The organism is Paenarthrobacter sp. 10N417, assembly GCF_056394745.1.
In genome coordinates, this window is record NZ_JBFTIL010000006.1 from 122,655 (window position 1) to 146,077 (window position 23,423).

Consider the following 23,423-nt stretch of genomic DNA (forward strand, 5'->3'; position numbering starts at 1 on the left):
CACCGCCTAGACTGGTAGTCACCATGGATATGTTGTTCGACCCCTACGCAGACGGCCCCTTCAACGCAGGCTCCAAAGCCGCAATCAAGGCTGCCCCGGAGCTTTCGCACGCGGGCGGCGGCGCTTCCCGCGCCCGGTTCGGTGAGGGCAGTGGTGGGTCCAGCAGCGGTACCAACGAAACCCCTGCTTCCGGTGGTTGGGGCAACCAAGAGGCCGGGAGGCTTCCGTCCGCCGACGCCCTCCTCCAGGGCTTGAACCCCCAGCAGGAAGAAGCCGTGAAGCACGCCGGCAGTCCGTTGCTGATCGTTGCGGGTGCAGGCTCAGGCAAGACGCGCGTGCTGAGTAACCGGATCGCCTACCTCATTGCCACAAAGCGTGCCCACCATGGCGAAATCCTGGCCATCACCTTTACCAACAAGGCCGCGGCGGAGATGCGCGAACGTATCGAGGCCCTGGTAGGTGGCCGGGCCAAGAGCATGTGGATCTCCACGTTCCACTCCTCCTGTGTGCGCATTCTGCGCCGTGAGGCTGCGAACGTGGGCCTGAACTCGAACTTCTCCATCTACGACTCCGCGGATTCCCTGCGCCTGATCACTCTTGTGTCCAAGAACCTGGATCTGGATCCCAAGAAGTTCCCGCCCAAGGCCATCCAGCACAAGATCTCTGCGCTCAAGAACGAGCTAATCGACGCCGACTCCTACGTCTCCTCGGCAAACCACAATGACCCCTTCCAACAAGCGGTGGCGGAGGTCTTCAAGGGCTACACCCAGCGTCTTCGCCAAGCCAATGCCATGGATTTCGATGACTTGATCGCGGAGACCGTCTACATGTTCCGGGCGTTCCCCGCGCTCGCGGAGTCCTACCGGCGCCGGTTCCGGCACGTGCTGGTGGACGAGTACCAGGACACTAACCACGCCCAGTACGCGCTGGTCAGGGAAATCGTTGGCCTTGGCACTGATACCGACGTCGAGCCCAGCGAACTCACGGTGGTCGGAGACTCCGATCAGTCCATCTACGCTTTCCGTGGCGCGGACATCCGCAACATCGTGGAGTTTGAAGCCGATTACCCCAATGCGCGCACCATCAAGCTTGAGCAAAACTACCGTTCCACGCAGAACATCCTCACCGCCGCCAACTCCGTGATTTCCCGGAACCCCAACCGCCAGGAAAAGCGGCTGTGGACGGCAGAGGGAGATGGCGAGAAGATCGTCGGCTACGTAGGAGAAAACGAGCACGACGAAGCCCAGTTCATCGCCAAGGAAATCGACCGGCTTCAGGACGAGGAAGGGCTGCGTCCCGGCGACGTCGCCATTTTCTATCGCACCAACGCCCAGTCACGGTCCATTGAAGACGTGCTGGTGCGGGTGGGCCTGCCGTACAAAGTGGTGGGCGGCACGCGGTTCTATGAACGCAAGGAAATCAAAGACGCCCTGGCGTACCTGCGCGTCCTGGTAAACCCCGACGACGACGTCAACCTCCGCCGTGTCCTGAACGAACCAAAGCGGGGGATCGGCGACCGTGCCGAGGGTGCAGTCGCTGCCTTGGCTGAACGCGAGCGGACGTCCTTCATGACCGCGGCCCGCCGTGCTGACCAGGCGCCAGGGATGGCAACGCGTTCTGTGAACGCAGTCCTCGGCTTTGTGAAGCTGCTGGATGACCTCGCTGAAGTGGCTTCCGGATCCGGTGCTTCCGCTGCCCTGGAGGCCGTGCTTGAGCAGACCGGATATCTCGAGGGTCTGCGCGCCAGCAACGATCCTCAGGACGAGTCCCGCGTGGAAAACCTCGCCGAATTGGTGGCCGTAGTCCGTGAGTATGAACGCGACAACCCGGACGGTTCGCTGGGCGAGTTCTTGGAGCAGGTTTCCCTTGTGGCTGACGCTGATCAAATTCCTGATGCTCCCGGCGGAGACATTGACGCTGCAGTGGCCGAAGCCAAGCGCATGGGCGTTGTCACGCTCATGACGTTGCACACCGCCAAGGGCCTGGAGTTCCCGGTGGTCTTCCTGACCGGCATGGAACACGGTATCTTCCCGCATCAGCGCTCGGCCACGGACCCCAAGGAACTGGCCGAAGAACGCCGCCTGGCCTACGTGGGACTTACCCGTGCACGCAAACGGCTCTATGTCACGCGCTCAGAGGTCCGCAGCATGTGGGGCCAAAGCCAGTACAACCCTGCCAGCCAGTTCCTTGAGGAAATCCCCTCCGAACTGGTGGACTGGAAACGTGAAGGCATGAGCCGGCAAGCGGCAGGTGGAGGTTGGGGAAGTGCTCCCATCGGCTCCAACCGCTACGGCGGCTCTTTCTGGGGAGCAGGCACGTCCCGCGGCGTTGCCGCCAGCCCAACCGCCGGATTCGATGCCGACGTCCCGGCCGCCGTCGCACGCAACAGGGTGCAGCCGCAAAAGGAAGTCATTTCAGTGGTGGTGGGGGACAAGGTCAACCACACAAGCTTCGGCAACGGGGTTGTGCTGGGGGTCGAAGGCTCGGGTGACAAGACCGTCGCCAAGGTGAAGTTCGACGTCGGTGAGAAGCGCCTGCTGTTGCGGTACGCGCCCCTGACCAAACTGGATGCCTGACGCCTCACGGCATAATTGGTGGCATGCGACGGACTGTATTGGGGATTCTTGCCGCCTTGCTCATGGTGTTTGCCACGGGCTGCTCCTTCGCCACCAAGGACCCTGATTACGTTCCGCCGGCTCCGTTGCCTCCGCTGGAACAGCTCAAGGAGGTCCCGGTTACCGGGCAGACCACTCTGGCTGCCGGCGAGGGCGTCACCGGGTTTGTGACGCCGGACCGCAACATCGTGTGCGCCATGACCTCCTCCAAGGGCGGGCACCTCAACCTGCCGTATGAGGCGAACTCGTATTCTGATGCGGCCAACAACAAATTTGCCGTGGTGCCTGTGGTGCACTGCGAATTGGCGAAGTATGCCAAACCGGAGATCGATGACATCGCCGACGACTGCGCCGGCACAGGCCTGGGTTATCTCGGCGGCACGGTTCTCCTTTCTCCGTATAAGGCCGTCTATGGCTCGTGTCGTTCCGGCGTAACACAAATGGAGTCAGAGTTCGGGCCCAAAGGTAGCCGGAGCGGCCCCATTTCCAAGCTGCGCGAGCTGGCCGACGGGCAGAACATCGAGCGCAACGGCCTTCGGTGCTCGGCCTATAACGACGGCGTAGCCTGCGGAAATGTCTCCGGTGGCGTGGCGTTCTTTGTCAGCCGGGAGGGCTACCAGCTAATTTCCGACGGCGGCAAAACGGTCCGCGGGAACCTGAAACCGGCGTCGTGATCGCCGTCGAACAGACGATGAGCGGCCAAAAAACCGCGTCATTCTGCGGGTTTTCTACAGCCGATAGAAGTGTAAGGTTACTCACTTAACAGGTAGTGTGTAGCTGGCGGGACTCCTCAAAGGGCTAAAGTTCCGAGAGGACCTTACGCAATGTGACCGGCTTCAATCCCGGTTGTTTACCGCGTACTTTCCGCAGCTGGCTATCGCGGTCATCGCGGTTCCCGGCTGAACAGAAAACTACTTCGACGTAGAAGGACACTAAACCGTGGACCTGTTTGAATATCAGGCGCGCGATATGTTCGAAGCGCACGGTGTACCCGTGCTCGCCGGCATCGTGGCGCACACTCCTGAAGAAGCAAAGGCAGCTGCCGAGAAGATCGGCGGCGTTACTGTCGTAAAGGCACAGGTTAAGGTTGGTGGCCGCGGCAAGGCTGGCGGCGTCAAGGTTGCCAAGACTGCCGAAGAGGCGCTTGAGCACTCCACCAACATCCTGGGCATGGACATCAAGGGCCACACCGTCAACAAGGTGATGATCGCCCAGGGTGCGGACATCGCCGAGGAATTCTACTTCTCGGTCCTCCTGGACCGCGCAAACCGCAACTACCTGGCCATGTGCTCGGTTGAAGGCGGCATGGAAATTGAGCAGCTGGCTGTTGAGCGTCCCGAGGCCCTGGCCAAGATCGCCATCGACCCCGCTGTGGGCATTGACCAGGCCAAGGCTGACGAGATCGTCGCAGCTGCAGGCTTCGCTGAAGAACTGCGCGGCAAAGTGGCCGACGTCATTCTGAAGCTCTGGGACGTTTTCAAGAAGGAAGACGCAACCCTGGTTGAGGTCAACCCTCTGGTCCGCACCGGCGCGGGCGACATCATTGCCCTCGACGGCAAGGTCACTCTCGACGAAAACGCCGATTTCCGCCACGTGCACCACGCACTGCTCGAGGACAAGGAATCGGCTGACCCGCTCGAGGCCAAGGCAAAGGCTCAGGACCTCAACTACGTCAAGCTGGACGGCGAAGTAGGCATCATCGGCAACGGCGCCGGTCTTGTGATGTCCACCCTGGACGTCGTTGCTTACGCTGGTGAAAACCACGGCAACGTCAAGCCCGCCAACTTCCTGGACATCGGTGGTGGAGCTTCCGCCGAGGTCATGGCCAACGGCCTGGACGTCATCCTGGGCGACTCCCAGGTCAAGAGCGTGTTCGTGAACGTCTTCGGTGGCATCACCGCTTGTGACGCTGTGGCAAAGGGCATCGTGGGTGCACTTGCTGAGCTTGGATCCGCTGCGAACAAGCCGCTGGTCGTTCGCCTCGATGGCAACAACGTCGAGGAAGGCCGCCGCATCCTGACCGAGGCCAACCACCCGCTGGTTACTCTGGCCGCCACCATGGACGAGGGCGCCGACAAGGCCGCCGAGCTCGCCAACGCAGCTAAGTAAAGGGACGCGACAATGTCTATCTACCTCAACAAAGACTCCAAGGTCATCGTTCAGGGCATCACCGGCGGTGAAGGCACCAAGCACACCGCACTGATGCTCAAGGCCGGCACCAACATTGTTGGTGGCGTCAACGCCCGCAAGGCCGGCACCACGGTCCTGCACGGCGACAAGGAAATCACCGTCTTTGGCACCGTCAAGGAAGCCATCGCTGAAACCGGCGCAGACGTCTCCATCGTCTTCGTTCCGCCGGCATTCACCAAGGATGCAGTGGTTGAAGCCATCGAAGCCGGCATCGGCCTCGTTGTAGTCATCACTGAAGGCGTTCCGGTTCAGGACTCGGCCGAATTCTGGGCACTCGCCCAGTCCAAGGTTGACGCCGACGGCAACCAGGTCACCCGCATCATCGGGCCGAACTGCCCCGGCATCATCACCCCGGGCGAAGCCCTGGTTGGCATCACCCCGGCGAACATCACGGGCAAGGGCCCCATCGGCCTCGTGTCCAAGTCCGGTACCCTGACCTACCAGATGATGTACGAACTCCGCGACCTCGGCTTCTCCACCGCCATCGGCATTGGTGGCGACCCCATCATTGGCACCACGCACATCGACGCCCTCGCTGCGTTCGAGGCTGACCCGGAGACCAAGGCGATCGTCATGATCGGCGAAATCGGTGGCGACGCTGAAGAGCGCGCTGCTGACTTCATCAAGGCCAACGTCACCAAGCCGGTTGTCGGCTACGTTGCAGGCTTCACGGCACCTGAGGGCAAGACCATGGGCCACGCAGGCGCCATCGTCTCCGGCTCCGCAGGAACCGCGCAGGCCAAGAAGGAAGCTCTCGAAGCTGCAGGCGTGAAGGTCGGCAAGACGCCGTCCGAAACCGCTAAGCTGCTGCGCGAGGTTTTCGCAACGCTCTAGTTCCCAAAGCAACGCGGGGTCACTTTTGGCCCATTCCCGAGTGTGGAATGGGCTCAAAGTGACCCCGCGTTGCTCTTTAAAGCACGACGGCGGTCCCGCACCTTTTTCAAACGGAAGGTGCGGGGCCGCCGTCGTGCTTTAACGCGAACCCTCTGTACCTTCGTCATCTTTCTTTGTTAGTATGTCAGGACAAACTACTTCGAAGGAGACTCGGATGCCACTTGTAAGAATCGACGTCAATCAGGGCCGGTCGACGGAGGAACTGGCCTCCATCAGCCGCGCCATTCACGATGCAATCGTGACTGAGTATGAAATCCCCGAGCGCGACTACTTTCACATCCTCACTGAACACCCGCGGGGACGGAGCGTGGCCCAGGATGCCGGACTGGGCTTTGAGCGGAGCGACGACGTAGTGATGATCCAGATCTTTACGCAGGGCGGACGAACCCAGATGGCCAAGAGTTCGCTCTTCGAGGCTATTGCCGAAGGGCTCGGCGAGCTTGGCATCAAGGGCGAGGATGTCTTCATTGGCTACATGGAAAACTCGGCCGGCGACTGGTCTTTCGGCTTCGGGCGCAGTCAATATGTCACGGGAGAATTGGCCATCCCGCGCAAGTAGATGTAGTCCGTGTCATGTTGTAAATATGTCAGTACAAACCTTTGACAGGACATGAAATCTGGGGCAAAGTAGTCATGTGGCCCCGCTCACTGAGGGGTGGCAAGGCATTGGGGCCCAGCGCTCAAAGGTTCAGAGTTCACAAGAGAAAGGTCAACGATCATCGTGACCCACGAACTGCTTACAATCGGGCGCATCAGCGTTGATATCTACCCGAACGACATCGGAGTGGACCTGGAGGACGTAACGTCCTTCGGCAAGTATTTGGGAGGTTCGCCCTCCAATGTGGCCGTCGCTGCTGCGCGCCACGGCCGCCGCTCCGGTGTCATTACCCGCACGGGCGACGACGCATTCGGAAAGTATCTGCACCGGGAACTGCACAAGTTCAATGTTGACGATTCATTTGTCTCCCCGGTGAAGGAGTACCCGACGGCGGTGACTTTCTGTGCCATCAAGCCGCCTGAGGATTTCCCGTTGTACTTCTACGGACGTTTCCCTACGGCGCCGGACCTGCAGATCAAAGCCGAAGAACTCGATCTTGAGGCCATCAAGGACGCGGGCATTTTCTGGTCCACGGTGACTGGCCTGTGCCAGGAACCGAGCCGCAGTGCTCACCTCGCCGCCCACGAAGCCCGGCCCCGGACTGGTCTGAAGGAAGGCCAGTTCACCATCCTGGACCTGGATTACCGGCCGATGTTCTGGGATTCGGAAGAGGAAGCCCGCGCGGAAGTCGCTAAAATCCTCCCGCACGTCACAGTCGCGATCGGCAACGACAAAGAATGCGCCGTCGCGGTAGGAGAGGGGACGCCGGACGAACAGGCGGACCGCCTGCTCGCCGCCGGCGTCGAGATCGCGGTGGTGAAGCTCGGCCCGGAAGGCGTGATGGCCAAGACCCGCACTGAGCGTGTTGTCTCGGCCCCTGTACCGGTGGAAACCGTCAACGGCCTGGGCGCGGGTGATTCCTTCGGCGGGGCTTTCTGCCATGGACTGCTGTCCGGTTGGCCGCTGTCCGAGGTCCTGGATTACGCCAACGCTTCCGGTGCAATCGTCGCCTCGCGGCTTTCCTGCGCGGATGCGATGCCGACGCCGGATGAGGTCACCTCGCTGCTCGCTGAACGCGGACGGCGGATCCCGGGAGCTTCCCCCGCCGCGGCCCCTGCGCCTGCAGCACCCACGTTCGCAGAAGGAGCAGTCCGTTGAGCCTGAATGACGATCCCCGCCGGTATGAGCACTTGAGCCGTATCAGGCTGGAGGACCCGGAGGCCGTCGCACGCGCGGCTGCCACCCGGCGTCGCCACCCGGGCTTGAAGCACGGCGTCCAGAATTTCATTGTTGCGGCGGACCACCCGGCCCGTGGCGCCCTCTCGGTCGGGCCCGAGCCGATGGCGATGGCCGATCGCCGGGACCTGCTGGACCGATTGCAGATCGCCCTGGCGAACCCTGCCGTGGATGGCATCCTCGCCTCCCCGGACATCATGGATGACCTGCTGCTGCTGGGTGCTTTGGACGGCAAACTCGTCTTCGGCTCCATGAACCGCGGTGGCCTGGCTGGTCTGGTCAATGAGTTCGATGACCGGTTCACCGGCCACACAGCCGCCGCGTTGCAGGCACTCGGTGCCGATGGTGGGAAGATGCTTACGCGGATCTGCCTCGGCGACCCGGACACCGTGGCCACGCTCGAGGCGACCGCCAAAGCCATCGATTCATTGGCCGAACGCAAGCTCATCGCCATGGTGGAGCCGTTCCTGTCCGTACGTGACGCCCATGGCAAGGTCCGCAACGATCTTCGCGCGGACGCCGTGATCAAATCCGTCGGTATCGCCGAGGGCCTGGGTTCCACCAGCGCCTACACCTGGATGAAACTGCCGGTGGTGGCCGACATGGAGCGCGTCATGGCCTCCACGACCCTTCCCACGGTGCTGTTGGGCGGTGACCCTGACAGCTCCCAGGACGAGGTCTTCGCCAGTTGGCAGGCCGCCCTCGCGCTGCCGGGCGTCCGCGGCCTTACGGTGGGCCGGACCCTGCTCTACCCGCACGATGGTGATGTGGCAGGTGCCGTAGCAACGGCCGCCTCGCTGCTGAACAGCACTTCGGCCGTGGCGGCGCCAGCTGCGGGGGAGCCCACCTCGTCTGACCGTATTCCAGTGAAAGTATCGGAGTAGCCCCGCCATGCGGACCTCAACAGGAACAGTGACCCGTCGGATGACCGTGGCCCAGGCCGTGGTCGAGTTCCTCTCCAAGCAGTACACGGTGGATTCCATCAACGGGGTGGACTATCGCGAGCGCCTGATCCCGGGCATGTTCGGTATCTTCGGGCACGGCAACGTTGCCGGCGTTGGCCAGGCTTTGAAGCAGTACCAGGCAGCGGACCCGTCCATCATGCCGTACTACCAGGGCCGCAATGAGCAGGCCCAGGCGCACCAGGCCGTGGGGTACGCGCGGCACACGCGCCGGCGCCAGACGTTCGCGATCAGCACCTCGATTGGTCCGGGTTCCTCGAACCTGCTGACGGGTGCCGCCTTGGCCACGACCAACCGTTTGCCGGTCCTGCTGCTGCCCAGCGACACTTTTGCCACAAGGGCAGCGGACCCGGTGTTGCAGCAGTTGGAGCTGCCATACGCCTACGACATCACGGTCAACGATGCTTTCCGTCCCTTGTCCAAGTTCTTTGACCGGGTGTCCCGCCCGGAGCAGTTGTTCTCGGCCTTCCACCACGGTCTGCGTGTCCTGACGGACCCGGCCGAGACCGGAGCGGTGACCATTTCCTTGCCGCAGGACGTACAAGCCGAAGCCCTCGACGTCCCGGAAGAATTCCTGGCCGAGCGTGACTGGCGGATCCGCCGCCCCGAGGCCGAACACGATGACATTCGCCGCGCCGTCGAGGCCATCCGTGCCGCGAAGCGCCCCCTGATCATCGCCGGCGGCGGCGTGCTCTACGCCTACGCCAACGAGGAACTCGCCAAGTTCGCCGAACTGACCGGCATTCCCGTGGGGAACACGCAGGCCGGAGTCGGTGTCCTGCCTTGGGATCACAAGCACTCCCTGGGCGCCATCGGGTCCACGGGCACGACGGCGGCCAACGCCATCGCCGCCGACGCGGACCTGATCATCGGGATCGGAACGCGCTACGAAGACTTCACCACCGCGTCCCGCACCGCGTTCCAGAACCCGGACGTGCGCTTCGTGAACATCAACGTCGCCCCGATCGATGCCTACAAGCACGGCACCACCATTCCGGTCGTCGCTGACGCCCGCAAGGCCCTGGTGAAACTGAATCAGGCACTGGGCGGCTACCGTGTGGGTGCTGATCTTGAAGAAAAGGTCGCGGCGGAGAAGAAACGCTGGAACGCGATCGTGGACGAAGCGTTCGAGACCCGGTTCACGCCCCTCCCGGCGCAGAACGAGATCATCGGCGCCACGAACAAAGCCATGGATGACCAGGACGTCGTCATCTGCGCGGCGGGTTCCCTGCCCGGGGACCTGCACAAAATGTGGCGCGTCCGTGACCCGTTCGGCTACCACGTGGAATACGCGTACTCCTGCATGGGCTACGAAATCCCGGGCGGGTTGGGCGTGAAGCGCGCGGCACTGGCCGAAGCCGCTGCCGGCGGTCCCAACAGGGACGTCGTGGTGATGGTAGGGGACGGGTCCTACCTGATGATGCACACCGAACTGGTCACCGCCGTCGCCGAACGCATCAAACTGATCGTGGTCCTGATCCAGAACCACGGCTACGCTTCCATCGGTTCGCTGTCCGAGTCGCTCGGTTCGCAGCGTTTCGGGACGCAGTACCGGGTCCTGGACAAGGAACAGCACAGTTTCGACGCCGGTGAGCACCTGCCGATCGATCTGGCCACCAACGCCGAGTCCCTCGGCGCCAAGGTCATCCGGATCGAACCAGGCGAGAACGTCATCCAAGCCCTTGGCGCTGCCATCAAGGAAGCCAAGGCAGCCCCGGAAACCGGCCCGATCGTCATCCACGTCGAGTCCGATCCTCTGCTGGACGCGCCCAGCTCCGAATCCTGGTGGGACGTTCCCGTCTCCCAGACCTCCGAGCTCGAATCCACCCAGCAGGCCTACACGACGTACACCGAGCACAAGAACCGCCAGCGCAAGCTGCTCGGCTGATTCCCAACACATAGCCCCCGCCTCTAAAGCCACAGCTTTCAAAGCCACAGACCAAAGGAAGTCCGCATGTCGACGACGACCACACTGACCACCATTAACCACTTCATCAACGGCGCCGAAACCGCAGGCGACGGCGACCGCACCCAGCCCGTATATAACCCGGCAACGGGGCAGGTCAGCGCCGAGTTGCGCCTGGCCAACGAGGCTGACCTGAACACTGCGGTGGCCGCGGCGAAGAAAGCTGCCGAGTCCTGGGGCGATATTTCCCTGGCCAAACGCACCGGCGTGTTGTTCAAGTTCCGTGAGCTGGTCGCCGCGCACGTGGACGACCTCGCCGAGCTGATCACGGCCGAGCACGGCAAGGTCCTCTCGGATGCGAAGGGCGAGATCGGCCGGGGCCTGGAAGTCATCGAATTCGCCTGCGGCATCCCACAGTTGCTCAAGGGCGACTACTCGGACCAGGTCTCCACCGGCATCGACGTGTTCTCCTTCCGTGAGCCTCTGGGCGTGGTTGCCGGCATTACCCCGTTCAACTTCCCGGTGATGGTGCCGTTGTGGATGGCTCCGATGGCGATCGCCACGGGCAACGCGTTCATCCTCAAGCCCTCCGAGCGTGACCCGTCCGCCCCGATGCTCCTCGCCCGCCTGTGGAAGCAGGCCGGGCTGCCCGATGGCGTATTCCAGGTCGTCCACGGCGGGAAGGAAACCGTCGACGGGCTCCTGACCCACCCGGACGTGGACGGCATCTCCTTTGTTGGCTCGACCCCGATCGCGCAGTACGTGCATGAGACCGCCACGAAGCACGGCAAGCGAGTCCAGGCGTTGGGCGGGGCGAAGAACCACGCGATCGTGATGCCCGACGCGGACCTGGACAACGCCGCGGACCACCTTGCAGCCGCCGCTTTCGGCTCCGCCGGGGAACGGTGCATGGCGATCTCCGTCGCCGTCGCCGTCGGGGACGCCGCGGATTTGATCGTGAAGAAAGTCGAAGAGCGTGCCCTGACCATCAAGGTCGCCAACGGCACCGAACCCGACGCCGACATGGGCCCGGTCATCACCCCCGCCTCCAAGGAACGCATCGTCAGGATCGTCACGGAAGCCGAAACCGCCGGCGCGGCCATGGTCGTGGACGGCCGGGACCTGGTGGTCCCGGGCCACGAAGAAGGGTTCTGGGTAGGGCCGACCGTGATCGACCACGTCAAAACCGAAATGACTGCCTACACCGAGGAAATCTTCGGCCCCGTCCTGGTCGTGGTCCGCGTCGCGGACCTCGAAGAAGGCATCGCGCTGATCAACGCCAACCCCTACGGCAACGGCACCGCGATCTTCACCTCCTCCGGCGCCGCAGCCCGTAAATTCCAGCGCTCCGTGACCGTGGGCATGGTCGGCATCAACGTGCCCCTGCCCGTCCCCGTGGCCTACCACTCCTTCGGCGGGTGGAAGAACTCCCTCTTCGGCGACAAACACATCTACGGCCCCGAAGGCGTGTCCTTCTACACCCGCGGCAAAGTCATCACCTCCCGCTGGCCCGAACCCACCCACGCCTCCGGCGCCTCCTACAACTTCCCCTCCAACTAACCTTCCTAGAAAGACACCGCTGTCATGACTGACGTCGAGAACAAGCTCATCATCGGCACCGCCCCCGACTCCTGGGGCGTGTGGTTTGCCGATGACCCCCAGCAGACTCCGTGGGAACGGTTCCTGGATGAGGTTGCTGAATCCGGTTACAAATGGATTGAACTGGGTCCCTACGGCTACCTGCCCAACGACCCCACCCGTCTGGCTGAAGAGCTCAAGCAGCGCGACCTCAAAGTCACTGCCGGAACGGTGTTCACGGCATTCCACCGTGGTGCCAAGCAGTACGACGAAGCCTGGGAGCCGGCCCGTAAGGTGGCCGAACTGACTGCGGCCATGGGTGGCGAACACATTGTGGTTATCCCCGCGATGTGGCGGGACGACGTCACGGGCGAGGCCGTGGAGAATGGCGAACTGACCGACGAACAGTGGGCTGATCTCTTCGCCGGCCACAACCGGATGGGCAAGGTCCTGTTGGAGGACTTTGGCCTGCACCAGCAGTTCCACTCCCACGCGGACTCCCACGTTGGCGCGCAGCAGGACATCGAAACCCTCTTAGCCGCAACGGATCCGCAGTACCTGAACCTTTGCCTGGACACGGGCCACGCAGAATACTGTGGCGCTTCCAGCCTGGAGCTCATCAAGAATTACCCGGACCGCATCGGCTACCTGCACCTCAAGCAGATCAACCCGGAGATCCTGGCCGAGGTCAACGAGAAGAACATGACTTGGGCTGCGGCGAACCTGGCCGGCGTCATGACCGAACCGCCCAGCGGCCTACCGGACCTGCGCGCCGTGATCGAAGCCGTGGAAGGCCTCAACCGGCCGATCTTTGGCATCGTGGAGCAGGACATGTACCCGGTAGCGTTCGATGTGCCGATGCCCATCGCCAAGCGAACCCGCAGTTACCTTCTCTCCTGCGGCTCCCGCACGCGGGTCCAGTAACTCCCGCACGCGCGTCCAGTAACAAGAACGAACCTCACGAAGGATAGAAAAGTGACAAAGATTCTCCGCGTTGCCGTCATCGGCGCAGGCCGCATGGGTGCCGATCACATCAAGCGCCTCAGCACCCGCATTCACGGCGCTGAAGTAGCCGCCGTCGTCGATGTTGACCTTGCCCGTGCGCAGGCTGCCGTTGAAGGAATCGACGGCGCCGTGGCGCTGTCCAGTGCCGATGAGGCGCTGAACAATGGTGACGTCAACGCCGTCCTGATCGCCACGCCGGGCTTCCTGCACGAGGAAATCCTGTACAAGGCGTTGGAGAAGGACTTCCCGATTCTCTGCGAGAAGCCGCTGACGCCGGATGCAGAAAGCGCGTGGAAGGTTGTCCAGGCTGAACTGGCATTGGGCCACAAGCGCATCCAAGTTGGTTTCATGCGCCGCTTCGATGCCGAGTACTCGGCGCTGGGTTCGATCATCCGCAACAGTGAATTGGGGGAGCTGTTGATGCTGCACCACCAGCACCGTAACCCGAGCACGCCTGAGGGCTTCACCAACGAGATGCTGATCAACGACTCCGTGGTCCACGAGTTCGACGCCATCCGTTACTTCACCGGCGAGGAAATCACGTCCGTGCAGGTCCGCTTGGGGAAGCCTACGCGCAACGCCCCGAATGGCCAGCACGACCCCCAGCATGTGCTGCTCGAAACCGAATCCGGGGTGCTGGCCGACGTCGAGATTTACGTCAACGCCAAGTTCGGCTACCAGGTGGCCACTCAGGCGTCCTTCGAGGACGGCATTGTGAGCATCGGCGGGGACAGCGGCCCTTACATCCAGTCCGCCGGCAAGTGGGGCGGCAGCGTCACTCCGGGCTTCGAGGAGCGCTTCGGAGCAGCGTACGACGTCGAGGTCCAGGCTTGGGTTGATGCCGCCCTTCGCGGCGACATCGGCGGTCCAACCGCCTGGGACGGTTATGCCACCGCTGCCTGCTGCGAGGCCGGCGTCGAGGCCCAGAAGTCGGGCGAAAAGGTCAAGGTCCAGTTGAACACCAAGCCGGATCTCTACAGGTAAGGGACTGTTATGAAGATCGCCCTTGATCCCACTCCGTTCCACCACAGCCATACGCTGCTGGAGTTCCCGCGCGTGGCAGCTGATCTCGGCTACAAGTACCTGCAGATGACTCCCCATGCGGACCTCATCCCGTTCTTCAACCACCCCAAAGCTGATGACGAGCTTGTGGGTAAGTTGAGGGCAGCGTGTAAGGACGCCGGCGTCGAAATCGCCTCGGTCCTGCCCGTCCTGCGGTGGTCTGGACCCGATGAGGACGCCCGGGAAGCTGCGGTCCGCTACTGGAAGCGGGCCATCCAGATCGCCGTCGATCTCGGGGTCCAGACCATGAACACGGAGTTCAGTGGCCGCCCCGAGAATGCCGAGGAGTCTGAACGCGCGTTCTACCGTTCCATGGAGGAGCTCCTGCCGATCATCGAGCGCGAAGACATGGATGTGCTCATTGATCCCCACCCGGACGACTTCGTGGAGGATGGTCTGGCTGCACTGCGTGTGATCCGGGGCGTGAACTCCCCGAACATCGGCATGGTCTACGTGGCTTCGCACTCTTTCCATATGGGCAACAAGCCGTTGGAGATCATGCGTGCAGCCGGCGACAAGCTCCGCCTGGTGCACGTCTCTGACACGATGAACCACCACGCCTCACACGGCCTCCGGTACATCACCAACCCGCCTGGCAACGCTGTCCGCGTCCACCAGCACCTCAAGATCGGTGACGGGGACGTGAACTGGGACGAGTTCTTCGGCGGCCTGAAGGAGATCGGGTTCCTGGACAAGGAGAACACCGTCATGGTCTCTTCGGTGTTCGCAGAGGACGAGAATGCCGAGGACGTTTCCCGGTATCAGCTCAAGACGATGAACGACTACATCGCCGGAACAAAATAGGTAGCTTGAGTACGGCTAAGGCCCCCTGGATATCATCCAGGGGGCCTTGGCTGTGCACCAGCTCGGGAAGTTAGGCGCCGAACGGGAGCCTTGGGTCCACGTCCTGGCCGTCCCAGGTCTGGCGGATCCAGCCGTGGTGGGGGTCATCGCTGATGAGCCAGTCGCGCACGCGTCCGGGGCCTGCCATGACGTTCAGGTAGTAGAGGTCGTAGCCCGGAGCTGCCATGGCAGGTCCATGCCAGCCGTACGGGACCAGGACCACGTCACCGGTGCGGACCTCAGCCGAAACATCGATGGGCCGGTCATCGGAGGCGTAGACGCGGGCGTAGCCGATGGCGTCTGAGTCTTCCGGGGCGGGCGAACCTTCAGCGACGCGCGTTTCGAAGTAGTAGATCTCCTCCAGGCTGGTCTCGCCTTCCTTCTCCTCATCGTGCTTGTGGGGAGGGTAGGAGGACCAATTGCCGCCGGGGGTGATGACCTCGCAGACAATGAAACGATCAGCTTCCAACGCAGCCGGTGTGCCGAAGTTGTGGACCTGCCGGGAGCAGTTGCCCGCCCCACGCAGCTCTACGGGGGTCTCGGCTGCCGTGATCAGGCGGATTGGGTACTCGGCCTTCGCCGGTGCGGTCGCGACTGCCACCCTGCCGCCGTCGTGCGAGCTGATGGTGACAGCCTTATCGATACCTGTGTACAGGACGTCACTTGGCCCGTGGAAAACCGAATGCCGGCCCGCGAGGCTGTACTCGCCGTCGTCGACCGTCACGGTAAACGAACCGCTCAACGGAACCACAATGCGTTCTTCCGCAGCGGCAGGAAGCTCGACGGCGGCACCAGGCACGAGCGTCGCAACCTTCAGTCCCGTATGGGCCCAGCCGTCGATCGCGAGAGTGGAATCGGAAGTGCCGAGCGAGATATCCCACTTGCCGTCAGTAGCTGTTCCCAGTGGGTAGACCCAGTTGGCCATAAGTTTGTGTCCTTGCGTTAGCGCTGTACGAGTGTCATTTCAAAGCTGTAGGAATCGGCGCGGTAGACGTGGTGTCCCGTTTCAACCATGCGTCCCGTGTCATCCACCGCGGTGCGCTCCATGGTCACAAGCGCCGAACCCACTTCGGCTTCGAGAAGGGGAGCCTGGTAGTCATTGGCGATCATGGCGCCGATGCGCTGGGATGCCAATCGGAAATTCACGCCGCCGCGACGAAGGATCGAATAGAGCCCCTCGCTGGAGAGCTGGGCTTCGTCCATGCTGGTGATGTCGTCACGGACCCAGTTCTCCATGAGCGCCAGGGGCTTGCCGCCAACTTTGCGGAGGCGGGTGAAGTGGTAGACCTTTGACCCAGGCGGCAGTTGAAGCGCGGTGAGTGTGGCGGCGTCGGCCTCCACGTGGGAGAAGCTGAGCACATCCGTGGTGGGCTTCTTGCCGTTATTGCTGAGGTCATCGAAAAGGCTGGAGAGTTCCAGGGGACGCCGGACCTGGCTTGAAACAACCTGGGTACCAACGCCACGTTTACGCACCAGAAGGCCCGAGCGGACCAGTTCGTCCATGGCCTTTCGCATGGTGGGGCGGGACAGGTTCAGCTGTGCCGCAAGGTCGATTTCGTTGTCCAACCTGCTGCCCGGTTCCAGGACTCCGCTATGGATGGCGGCTTCGATTCCCTGGACCACTTGGTGATAGAGCGGCACCGGGGACGAACGGTCGATGCTGAGGCTGAGTTGGTTCGCCACGGGTTTCTCCTAGCCTGCGGAAGCCCGGCCCGGGAAGCAGTATCCCGGCCGGATGGATGAGTATGTCCGCTCATGTTCTCTTGATAGGACATACTGCCTTTTTCTGATAATAGCAGCCGGGCTGTGCTGGTCAAGGAAGTGACTTCCACCCACGCTGCGGCGTCATCTACTCGAGGAACTTACGTAAAAACATCCTAATGTCAGGACAAACTGTTGACAAAGTGTGAGACGAGTCACCATGATCGAGGTAGCAGGCGATCCGGGCACGAGTCCCCGGACGCCCGAAGCTGACATCAAAGGAGATAACGGTGGCAAAATTCTCGTGGCGCAAAGCGGCGGTCGTCGCAGCAGTGGTTCCATTGGTGGCCCTGAGCGCCTGTTCGAGCCAGGGCGGCAAGCCGGCAGATTCCGGGGGAGGTGCAGCCGCCGGACAGGTAGCCAGCACGGCACGCATCAAAGTGGCCCTCATTACGCACGCAGCGGCGGGTGACACCTTCTGGGATATTGTCCGCAAGGGCGCAGAGGAAGCATCAAGCAAGGACAACGTAGAACTCCTGTACACCAGCGATCCCGAAGCCGGGCGCCAGGCACAGCTTGTTCAGCAGGCCATCGACCAGAAGGTTGACGGCATTGCGGTCACACTGGCAACTCCGGACGCCCTGAAGGATGTGCTGAAGAAAGCCACCGCTGCGGGTATCCCAGTTGTGAGCCTCAACGCTGGTGAATCCGTTTCCAGCCAGCTGGGTGCTTTCACCCACTTCGGCTCCAACGAGCAGCTTGCAGGTGAGGCGGTGGGCACCCGGCTGGCTTCAGAGGGCTACAAGCACCCCGTTTGCGTCATCCAGCAGCAGGGCCACGTGGGTCTGGAAGCGCGCTGCGCCGGCGTGAAAGCCAAGGTTCCGGCAACGGAAATCCTCTACGTCGACGGCAAGGACATGACCGCGGTCCAGTCAACGGCCACAGCGAAACTCCAGGCATCCAAAGATGCTGACGTGATCATCGGTCTCGGCGCCCCCATCACCCTCACCCTGCTCAAGTCAGTTACTGACGCCAGCAGTTCGGCCAAGGTGGCCAGCTTCGACCTCAATGCCGATCTCGCCCAAAAGATCGTGGACGGCCAAGTGATCTTCACCGTTGACCAGCAGCCATGGCTTCAGGGCTACATGTCAGTTGACGCCCTGTGGCAGGCAAAGCGCGGCGGCTTCAAGATCGGCGGCGGCCAGCCTGTCCTGACCGGACCCACCATCGTGGACAAGTCCAATGCTTCCGACGTCCTCAAATTCGCCCAGCAGGGCGTCCGCTAGATCCCGGCATCAGGCTGCGCGGTGGGGAACCGCCGCGCAGCCTGAACAACAAGGAGTCATTCCCATGGCAAACACAGCAACCCTGCCGCCGGCGACATCGCCTGGTGATGAACGGGTAGGCCGCCGTAGTCCGGTCCAAAAGTTCCTGGCGAGGCCCGAGGTCGGTGCACTGGTCGGAGCAGTAGTCCTCTTCATTTTCTTCGCCTCGGTTTCCCAGACGTTCACCCAGCCGAACGCGCTCGCCACCGTGCTTTACGGGTCCTCAACCATTGGCATCATGGCGGTAGGGGTTTCCCTGCTGATGATCGGTGGTGAGTTTGACCTTTCCACCGGTGTGGCCGTGATCTCCTCCGCCCTGACCGCCTCGCTCTTCAGCTGGAACTTCTCAATGAATGCCTGGGTTGGTGTCACGTTGGCACTGGTTGTCTCGCTGGGCATTGGATTCATCAACGGCTGGATTCTCGTCAAGACCAAACTTCCAAGCTTCATCGTCACCCTGGCGACCTTCCTCATGTTGACGGGCCTGAACCTGGCACTGACCCGCCTCATCGGCGGCAGCGTCTCCTCGCCGTCGATCTCCAAACTGGACGGGTTCGAATCGGCACGAGCGGTGTTCGCCTCCTCCATCAGCATCGGCGGCGTGGAAGTCAAGATCACAGTCTTCTTCTGGATCATCCTGGTGGCAGTGGCCTCGTGGATCCTGTTGCGCACCCGCGTTGGCAACTGGATCTTCGCAGTGGGCGGCGACGCCAATGCTGCCCGCGCAGTTGGCGTCCCTGTGACCAAGACCAAGATCGGCCTCTTCATGGCTGTTGGTTTCTGCGGCTGGATTCTGGGCATGCACAACCTCTTTGCCTTCGATGCTGTGCAGTCCGGCGAAGGTGTTGGCAACGAGTTCCTCTACATCATTGCTGCCGTCATCGGTGGATGCCTCCTGACAGGCGGCTACGGCTCGGCAGTGGGTGGCGCAATCGGTGCTTTCATCTTTGGCATGGCCAACAAGGGCATCGTGTACGCACAATGGAATCCGGACTGGTTCAAGTTCTTCCTGGGCTTGATGCTCCTGCTGGCCACCATCGTGAACCTGATCGTCAAGCGCCGGGCAGAGCTCAAGTAAGGGGCCGGAACAATGAACGCACAACAGATCGACCAGCAGACACTGCTGAAAAACGAGAAGGACCCGTTGACGCACACACCCGTGCACCTGCTTTCGCTCGAGGGAGTAGGCAAGCACTACGGCAACATCATCGCCCTGCGCGATGTCACCATGGCTGTGGACAACGGCCGGGTTACCTGCGTCCTGGGCGACAATGGCGCCGGCAAGTCAACGCTGATCAAGATCATCGCAGGCCTGCACCAGCACGACGAAGGCACCTTGCACGTGATGGGCGATGCCAGAAAGTTCAATTCGCCCAGGGACGCCCTCGACGCCGGTATCGCCACTGTCTACCAGGACCTGGCAGTGGTTCCACTGATGCCCATCTGGCGTAACTTCTTCCTTGGCTCGGAACTGATCAGCGGATTCGGTCCGTTCAAGAGCATGGATGTCCAGAAGATGAAGGACATCACGCTGAAGGAACTGGCCGAGATGGGTATCGACCTCCGCGATGTTGACCAGCCCATCGGTCAGCTCTCCGGCGGCGAGCGCCAGTGTGTCGCCATCGCCCGGGCCGTGTACTTCGGTGCGAAGGTGCTGATCCTGGATGAGCCCACGGCCGCACTTGGCGTGAAGCAGTCCGGCGTGGTGCTTCGGTACATCCTCCAGGCCCGCGACCGCGGCCTCGGTGTTATCTTCATTACCCACAACCCGCACCACGCCTTCCCTGTGGGTGACCGCTTCCTGCTGCTCAAGCGCGGCAAGTCGATCGGCTACTACGACAAGAAGGACATCACCTTGGATGAGCTGACGGCCCAAATGGCCGGCGGTGCAGAGCTCGCGGAGCTGGCCCATGAGCTGGAGCAGCTCGGCGGGCACTCCGATGCGCTCGAGGAGGTTAAGGCTGAAGTGGCGGGTGTGGCTGACGCTGCACCGGAGGGTGCCACGAAGCGGCACTAGGTTTGTTCCGCGGACTTCTGCCCGGAGCGCCTGATGGCTCCGGGCAGAGTCGTTTCCGGCACCCCCAGTGAGCGGCCCCCTGCAGCGTCCGCCTCTACCGAACCGCCGACGTCGTGCTGCGGAGTACTAGCGTCGGCTCGATGAGCTTCCGCTCCGGCTCCAACGCAGGATCGTCGATGCGGGCCAGCAGCCTTCGAGCAGCGTCCATGCCCACAAGGTCGCTTCGGTTATCGATGGACGTGAGGTTCAGGAAGCGCGACTTGGCTAACGGGGAATTGTCGTACCCGATCACCGAAATATCGTGGGGCACGGAAAGCCCACGGGCTTTGATGGCGGCGAAAGCGCCCAGCGCCATGGTGTCGTTGGCGGCGAAGATGGCGGTAGTGCCGGGGTGGTGATCGAGAAGCCAGCAAGCGGCTCCGTACCCGTCTTCTTCAGACGTTCCTTCAGTCTGGCCGATGACGACTTCGACGCCGGCAGCCTCCAGCGCGCGTTGGTAACCGGCGCGCCGGTGTGCTGACGCGCCGTCGGACCCCGAAAGGTGGCCGATGCGGCTGTGGCCCAACCCCAGCAGGTGGTCCGCTGCCATGCTGCCCCCGCGGTCGTCGTCGTTGGTTATCAGGTCCGCGCCTGTCGGGACGCCCTTCCGCCATCCGGCAACCACAGTGGGGACCCACGTTCCAGCGAGCATGGGTTCGCTGGGCTCGGCGGCCAGGACCAAGGCGTCCACGTGCATGGCCAGCAGGCCGTCTGTGGCTTCCTTGATGCGGTTCGCGCCAGGCCTGGAGTCCGCGAGCATGACGTGGTAGCCAAGATCCGAAAGGACGGATTCCATACCCCGGAGGAGATCCACGAACCAGGGGTTCCGGTAATCGTCGATCACCAGGCCGATGCTCTTGGTGCGGTGGCTGGCAAGAGTGGTGGCAGCCCGGCTTGGCCGGTAGCCCAAATCGTGTATCGCCTTTTGGACGGCTTGCCTACGCTTTTCGCTGATCCTCGCCGGGTCCTTGAGGAACAAGGAAACCAACGACGGCGAGACTCCGGCCTGCGTGGCGACGTCGTAGAGGGTGGGGCGTCGAGTCTGTGCGTTGTTCAACGGAATCGGTGTGCCTTTCGTGTCTGTCCTTGAGGATAGTCGCTTAAGGATTGACAGGACATATGGACATAGCTACGCTCAAACCCAGTGCAAAAATTGTAGCGCTACAAAATGCCGCTTATGCCTCATGGTACGCGGCAGCGTGGGCTTTGCAGGCATGGCCGGCAAAGCCCACGCTGCCGCGTACCGCACGGCATCTGCCCTCTACAGCCCGGTACTGCCACAGCTCCGCCTCGTCTCGATTGGCGACGTGAATGCTGAATTTGGGTCTCTGGCTGCCCGACGTTTTGGATACGAGCGCAACGATACGTGCTGGCAGGCAATCGCCGAGGCTGGTGACATTGACGTGGTGAGCGTGGTCATCGCCAACTCCCTCCACCGCGAAGTCGTGGAAGGCCTGCTCGCCGCCGGCAAGCACGTGCTGTGCGAGAAGCCGCTCAGCGATACCCTGGCCGATGCCCGCGCCATGGCAGACGCCGCCCGGCAAGCAGAGGCACGTGGAACGCTTGCCCGCATCGGCTTCACCTTTCGCCGGACTCCGGGCATCGCCTACATCCGTGACCTGATCCAGAACGGCGTTCTCGGGAACGTCCTGCACTTCAGTGGCAGGTACTGGACCGACTACGGCTTCAGCCCCACGGCGCCCATGAGCTGGCGATACAAAGGCGGGCCCGGCTCCGGTGCGCTGGCCGACGTCGGAAGTCACCTGACGTACGTATCCGAATTCCTGTGCGGCGATATCAAGTCCATCAGCGGTGGCCGGCTCGCCACGGCGATTGCCAAGCGCCCTCTTCCGCTGAGTGCCGTGATGGGTCACGATCACGTGGCCGTCAGCGACACGTTCGAAGCGGTCGAGAATGACGACTACGCAGCCTTCAACGCAGAGTTCACCAACGGCGCCGGAAGCTTCGAGGTCTCCCGCGTTGCAGCCGGCCATGCCAACAGCCTCCAGTTCGAGGTCTTCTGCGAGAACGGCGCCGCCAAGTTCGATCAGCGCCGCCCGGCCGAAATCCAGCTGTTCCTCAATGACGGCTCAGGTATCGAGAACGGTTACCGCCAAGTCATCCTCGGCCCGGGCCACCCGTACATCGCCGGCGGACTCGCCATGGACGCCCCGGAAGTTGGCTTTGGCCAGAACGACGCATTCGGCTATCAGGCCCGAGCGTTCCTCGAAGAAGTTGCCGGGCTCAACGCAGAAGCATCCCTGCCTCGCTGCGCCACCTTCGATGAAGGCGTCCGCAACATGGAACTCCTCAATGCAGTCACCGAATCCAGCCTGAACAACGGAAAGAAGATCACGCTATGAAGCTCGGCGTCTACAACGCGATCCTGCACGACCGCCCGCTTCCCGAAGCGCTGAAGGTCATAGCTGATCTTGGCCTCACGGGCATTGAGATCAACACCGGTGGATTCCTGCCCGCCGTGCACATCCCCACCTTTGACCAGATTCTGGAAAGCGACGCAGCGCGCGACGACTATCTGGCGATCTTCGAGGGCACCGGCGTTTCCATCGCTGGCCTGAACTGCAATGGCAATCCGCTGCATCCCAAGCGCGAAATCGGTGAGAAGCATGCCGAAGACATCCGCCGCTCCATTCGCCTGGCCCATCGCCTCGGCCAGAACCGGGTTGTCACCATGTCCGGCCTGCCGGGCGGCGAGCTAGGAGCGACCACCGTCAACTGGGTAGTCAACGCCTGGAACTCCGCGGCCCTGGACGTGCTGGATTATCAGTGGGATGTGGCCGCTGCGTTCTGGAAGGAAACGGACCGCCTTGCTGCTGATCACGGCGTCAAGGTGGCGCTGGAACTGCACCCGCAGAACCTCGTCTTCAACACCGCTGATGTCTACAAACTCATCGAGCTCACCGGTGCCACCCATGTTGGTGTCGAACTCGATGCTTCGCACCTCTTCTGGCAGCAGATGGACCCTGTGGCTGTGGTCCGCGAACTTGGCCCATTGGTGTTCCAGGCAGCAGCGAAGGACGTCCGCGTGAACAAGGACAACGCTGCGCTGTACGGAGTTTTGGACAACGGCTTCCGACGGCTTTCACCCGAGGAAAACCGCACCAACCTGGGCGGCGACGAGTGGGCCAACGAATGGCCCAAGAACTCGGCCTGGGACTTCGTTGCCTTGGGCCGTGGACACGATACGGCCTTTTGGACAGAGTTCCTCCGGGCGCTCCATGAGGTTGATCCCAACATGCTGGTGAACATCGAACACGAGGACGTTTCCCTGGGTCGCATTGAAGGACTTGAAGTGGCGACGCAGGTCCTTAAGGATGCTGACGCGGCGTTGGAAGCGTCACTGAACGCTTCTGCCGTTGGGCCATTTGACAGGACAAACTGACAAGGTTTAGTGTCGCCTCAAGAATCCCTCTTAAGACTCAACTTCTGCT

The 23,423-nt window shown here is 62.3% G+C and carries 20 protein-coding genes; 17 read left to right on the top strand and 3 right to left on the bottom strand.

Annotation, left to right across the window (positions count from 1 at the left end; genetic code table 11):
• The first annotated feature begins 23 nt into the window (after window positions 1–23).
• From pcrA to AC1DCM_RS09545, 12 genes are all read left to right on the top strand, one after another.
• Window positions 24–2,576: a DNA helicase PcrA gene (gene pcrA, locus AC1DCM_RS09490; RefSeq protein ID WP_477518094.1), complete on the top strand. Its 2,553-nt coding sequence runs from the start codon at window positions 24–26 to the stop codon at window positions 2,574–2,576.
• A 23-nt stretch (window positions 2,577–2,599) separates the two neighbouring features.
• Entirely contained in the window at window positions 2,600–3,289 is a 690-nt protein-coding gene (locus AC1DCM_RS09495; RefSeq protein WP_477518095.1) for a hypothetical protein, read from the top strand.
• 265 nt (window positions 3,290–3,554) lie between these two features.
• Entirely contained in the window at window positions 3,555–4,724 is a 1,170-nt protein-coding gene (gene sucC, locus AC1DCM_RS09500; RefSeq protein WP_224093741.1) for an ADP-forming succinate--CoA ligase subunit beta, read from the top strand.
• Between the two features lie 12 nt (window positions 4,725–4,736).
• Window positions 4,737–5,639, top strand: coding sequence for a succinate--CoA ligase subunit alpha (gene sucD / locus AC1DCM_RS09505; protein ID WP_442005960.1), 903 nt, complete (start codon window positions 4,737–4,739; stop codon window positions 5,637–5,639).
• 214 nt (window positions 5,640–5,853) lie between these two features.
• Entirely contained in the window at window positions 5,854–6,258 is a 405-nt protein-coding gene (locus tag AC1DCM_RS09510; RefSeq protein WP_477518096.1) for a tautomerase family protein, read from the top strand.
• Between the two features lie 162 nt (window positions 6,259–6,420).
• The gene (iolC, locus tag AC1DCM_RS09515; RefSeq protein ID WP_477518097.1) at window positions 6,421–7,455 is read left to right on the top strand and encodes a 5-dehydro-2-deoxygluconokinase; all 1,035 of its coding nucleotides are present in this window, start codon (window positions 6,421–6,423) and stop codon (window positions 7,453–7,455) included.
• Window positions 7,452–8,417 (top strand): Cgl0159 family (beta/alpha)8-fold protein, encoded by a 966-nt coding sequence (locus AC1DCM_RS09520; protein WP_477518098.1) that lies wholly within the window; start codon window positions 7,452–7,454, stop codon window positions 8,415–8,417. Before iolC ends, AC1DCM_RS09520 begins: the two co-directional genes overlap by 4 nt.
• Window positions 8,418–8,457: 40 nt before the next feature.
• Window positions 8,458–10,383, top strand: a complete 1,926-nt coding sequence (iolD, locus tag AC1DCM_RS09525) for a 3D-(3,5/4)-trihydroxycyclohexane-1,2-dione acylhydrolase (decyclizing) (RefSeq protein ID WP_477518140.1) — start codon at window positions 8,458–8,460, stop codon at window positions 10,381–10,383.
• A gap of 66 nt (window positions 10,384–10,449) precedes the next feature.
• Window positions 10,450–11,961 (top strand): CoA-acylating methylmalonate-semialdehyde dehydrogenase, encoded by a 1,512-nt coding sequence (locus AC1DCM_RS09530; RefSeq protein ID WP_442018317.1) that lies wholly within the window; start codon window positions 10,450–10,452, stop codon window positions 11,959–11,961.
• Between the two features lie 24 nt (window positions 11,962–11,985).
• Entirely contained in the window at window positions 11,986–12,903 is a 918-nt protein-coding gene (locus tag AC1DCM_RS09535; RefSeq protein WP_442018316.1) for a sugar phosphate isomerase/epimerase family protein, read from the top strand.
• Window positions 12,904–12,954: 51 nt separating this feature from the next.
• Window positions 12,955–13,968, top strand: coding sequence for a Gfo/Idh/MocA family protein (locus AC1DCM_RS09540; protein WP_477518099.1), 1,014 nt, complete (start codon window positions 12,955–12,957; stop codon window positions 13,966–13,968).
• Between the two features lie 9 nt (window positions 13,969–13,977).
• Complete coding sequence (locus tag AC1DCM_RS09545; RefSeq protein ID WP_477518100.1) at window positions 13,978–14,850, top strand: sugar phosphate isomerase/epimerase family protein; 873 nt, start codon at window positions 13,978–13,980, stop codon at window positions 14,848–14,850.
• 70 nt (window positions 14,851–14,920) lie between these two features.
• Here AC1DCM_RS09545 and iolB read toward each other — a convergent pair whose 3' ends face one another.
• Together iolB and AC1DCM_RS09555 are read right to left on the bottom strand one after the other, a co-directional pair.
• Window positions 14,921–15,814, bottom strand: coding sequence for a 5-deoxy-glucuronate isomerase (gene iolB, locus AC1DCM_RS09550; protein ID WP_477518101.1), 894 nt, complete (start codon window positions 15,812–15,814; stop codon window positions 14,921–14,923).
• A 17-nt stretch (window positions 15,815–15,831) separates the two neighbouring features.
• Window positions 15,832–16,572, bottom strand: coding sequence for a GntR family transcriptional regulator (locus tag AC1DCM_RS09555; protein WP_224093760.1), 741 nt, complete (start codon window positions 16,570–16,572; stop codon window positions 15,832–15,834).
• Between the two features lie 308 nt (window positions 16,573–16,880).
• Here AC1DCM_RS09555 and AC1DCM_RS09560 point away from each other — a divergent pair, with 308 nt between their 5' ends.
• The 3 genes from AC1DCM_RS09560 (at window position 16,881) to AC1DCM_RS09570 (ending at window position 19,932) form a co-directional block, all read left to right on the top strand.
• Window positions 16,881–17,876 (top strand): substrate-binding domain-containing protein, encoded by a 996-nt coding sequence (locus AC1DCM_RS09560; RefSeq protein ID WP_477518102.1) that lies wholly within the window; start codon window positions 16,881–16,883, stop codon window positions 17,874–17,876.
• A gap of 64 nt (window positions 17,877–17,940) precedes the next feature.
• Window positions 17,941–18,993, top strand: a complete 1,053-nt coding sequence (locus tag AC1DCM_RS09565; RefSeq protein WP_477518103.1) for an ABC transporter permease — start codon at window positions 17,941–17,943, stop codon at window positions 18,991–18,993.
• A gap of 12 nt (window positions 18,994–19,005) precedes the next feature.
• Window positions 19,006–19,932 (top strand): ATP-binding cassette domain-containing protein, encoded by a 927-nt coding sequence (locus AC1DCM_RS09570; RefSeq protein ID WP_477518104.1) that lies wholly within the window; start codon window positions 19,006–19,008, stop codon window positions 19,930–19,932.
• A gap of 94 nt (window positions 19,933–20,026) precedes the next feature.
• On the opposite strand, the gene AC1DCM_RS09575 is transcribed toward AC1DCM_RS09570, so the two are convergent.
• Window positions 20,027–21,028, bottom strand: a complete 1,002-nt coding sequence (locus AC1DCM_RS09575; protein ID WP_477518105.1) for a LacI family DNA-binding transcriptional regulator — start codon at window positions 21,026–21,028, stop codon at window positions 20,027–20,029.
• Between the two features lie 127 nt (window positions 21,029–21,155).
• On the opposite strand from AC1DCM_RS09575, the gene AC1DCM_RS09580 reads away from it, so the two are divergent.
• Both AC1DCM_RS09580 and AC1DCM_RS09585 read left to right on the top strand, forming a co-directional pair.
• The gene (locus AC1DCM_RS09580) at window positions 21,156–22,334 is read left to right on the top strand and encodes a Gfo/Idh/MocA family protein (protein ID WP_477518106.1); all 1,179 of its coding nucleotides are present in this window, start codon (window positions 21,156–21,158) and stop codon (window positions 22,332–22,334) included.
• Window positions 22,331–23,374, top strand: coding sequence for a sugar phosphate isomerase/epimerase family protein (locus AC1DCM_RS09585; protein ID WP_477518107.1), 1,044 nt, complete (start codon window positions 22,331–22,333; stop codon window positions 23,372–23,374). Before AC1DCM_RS09580 ends, AC1DCM_RS09585 begins: the two co-directional genes overlap by 4 nt.
• Window positions 23,375–23,423: the final 49 nt, after the last annotated feature.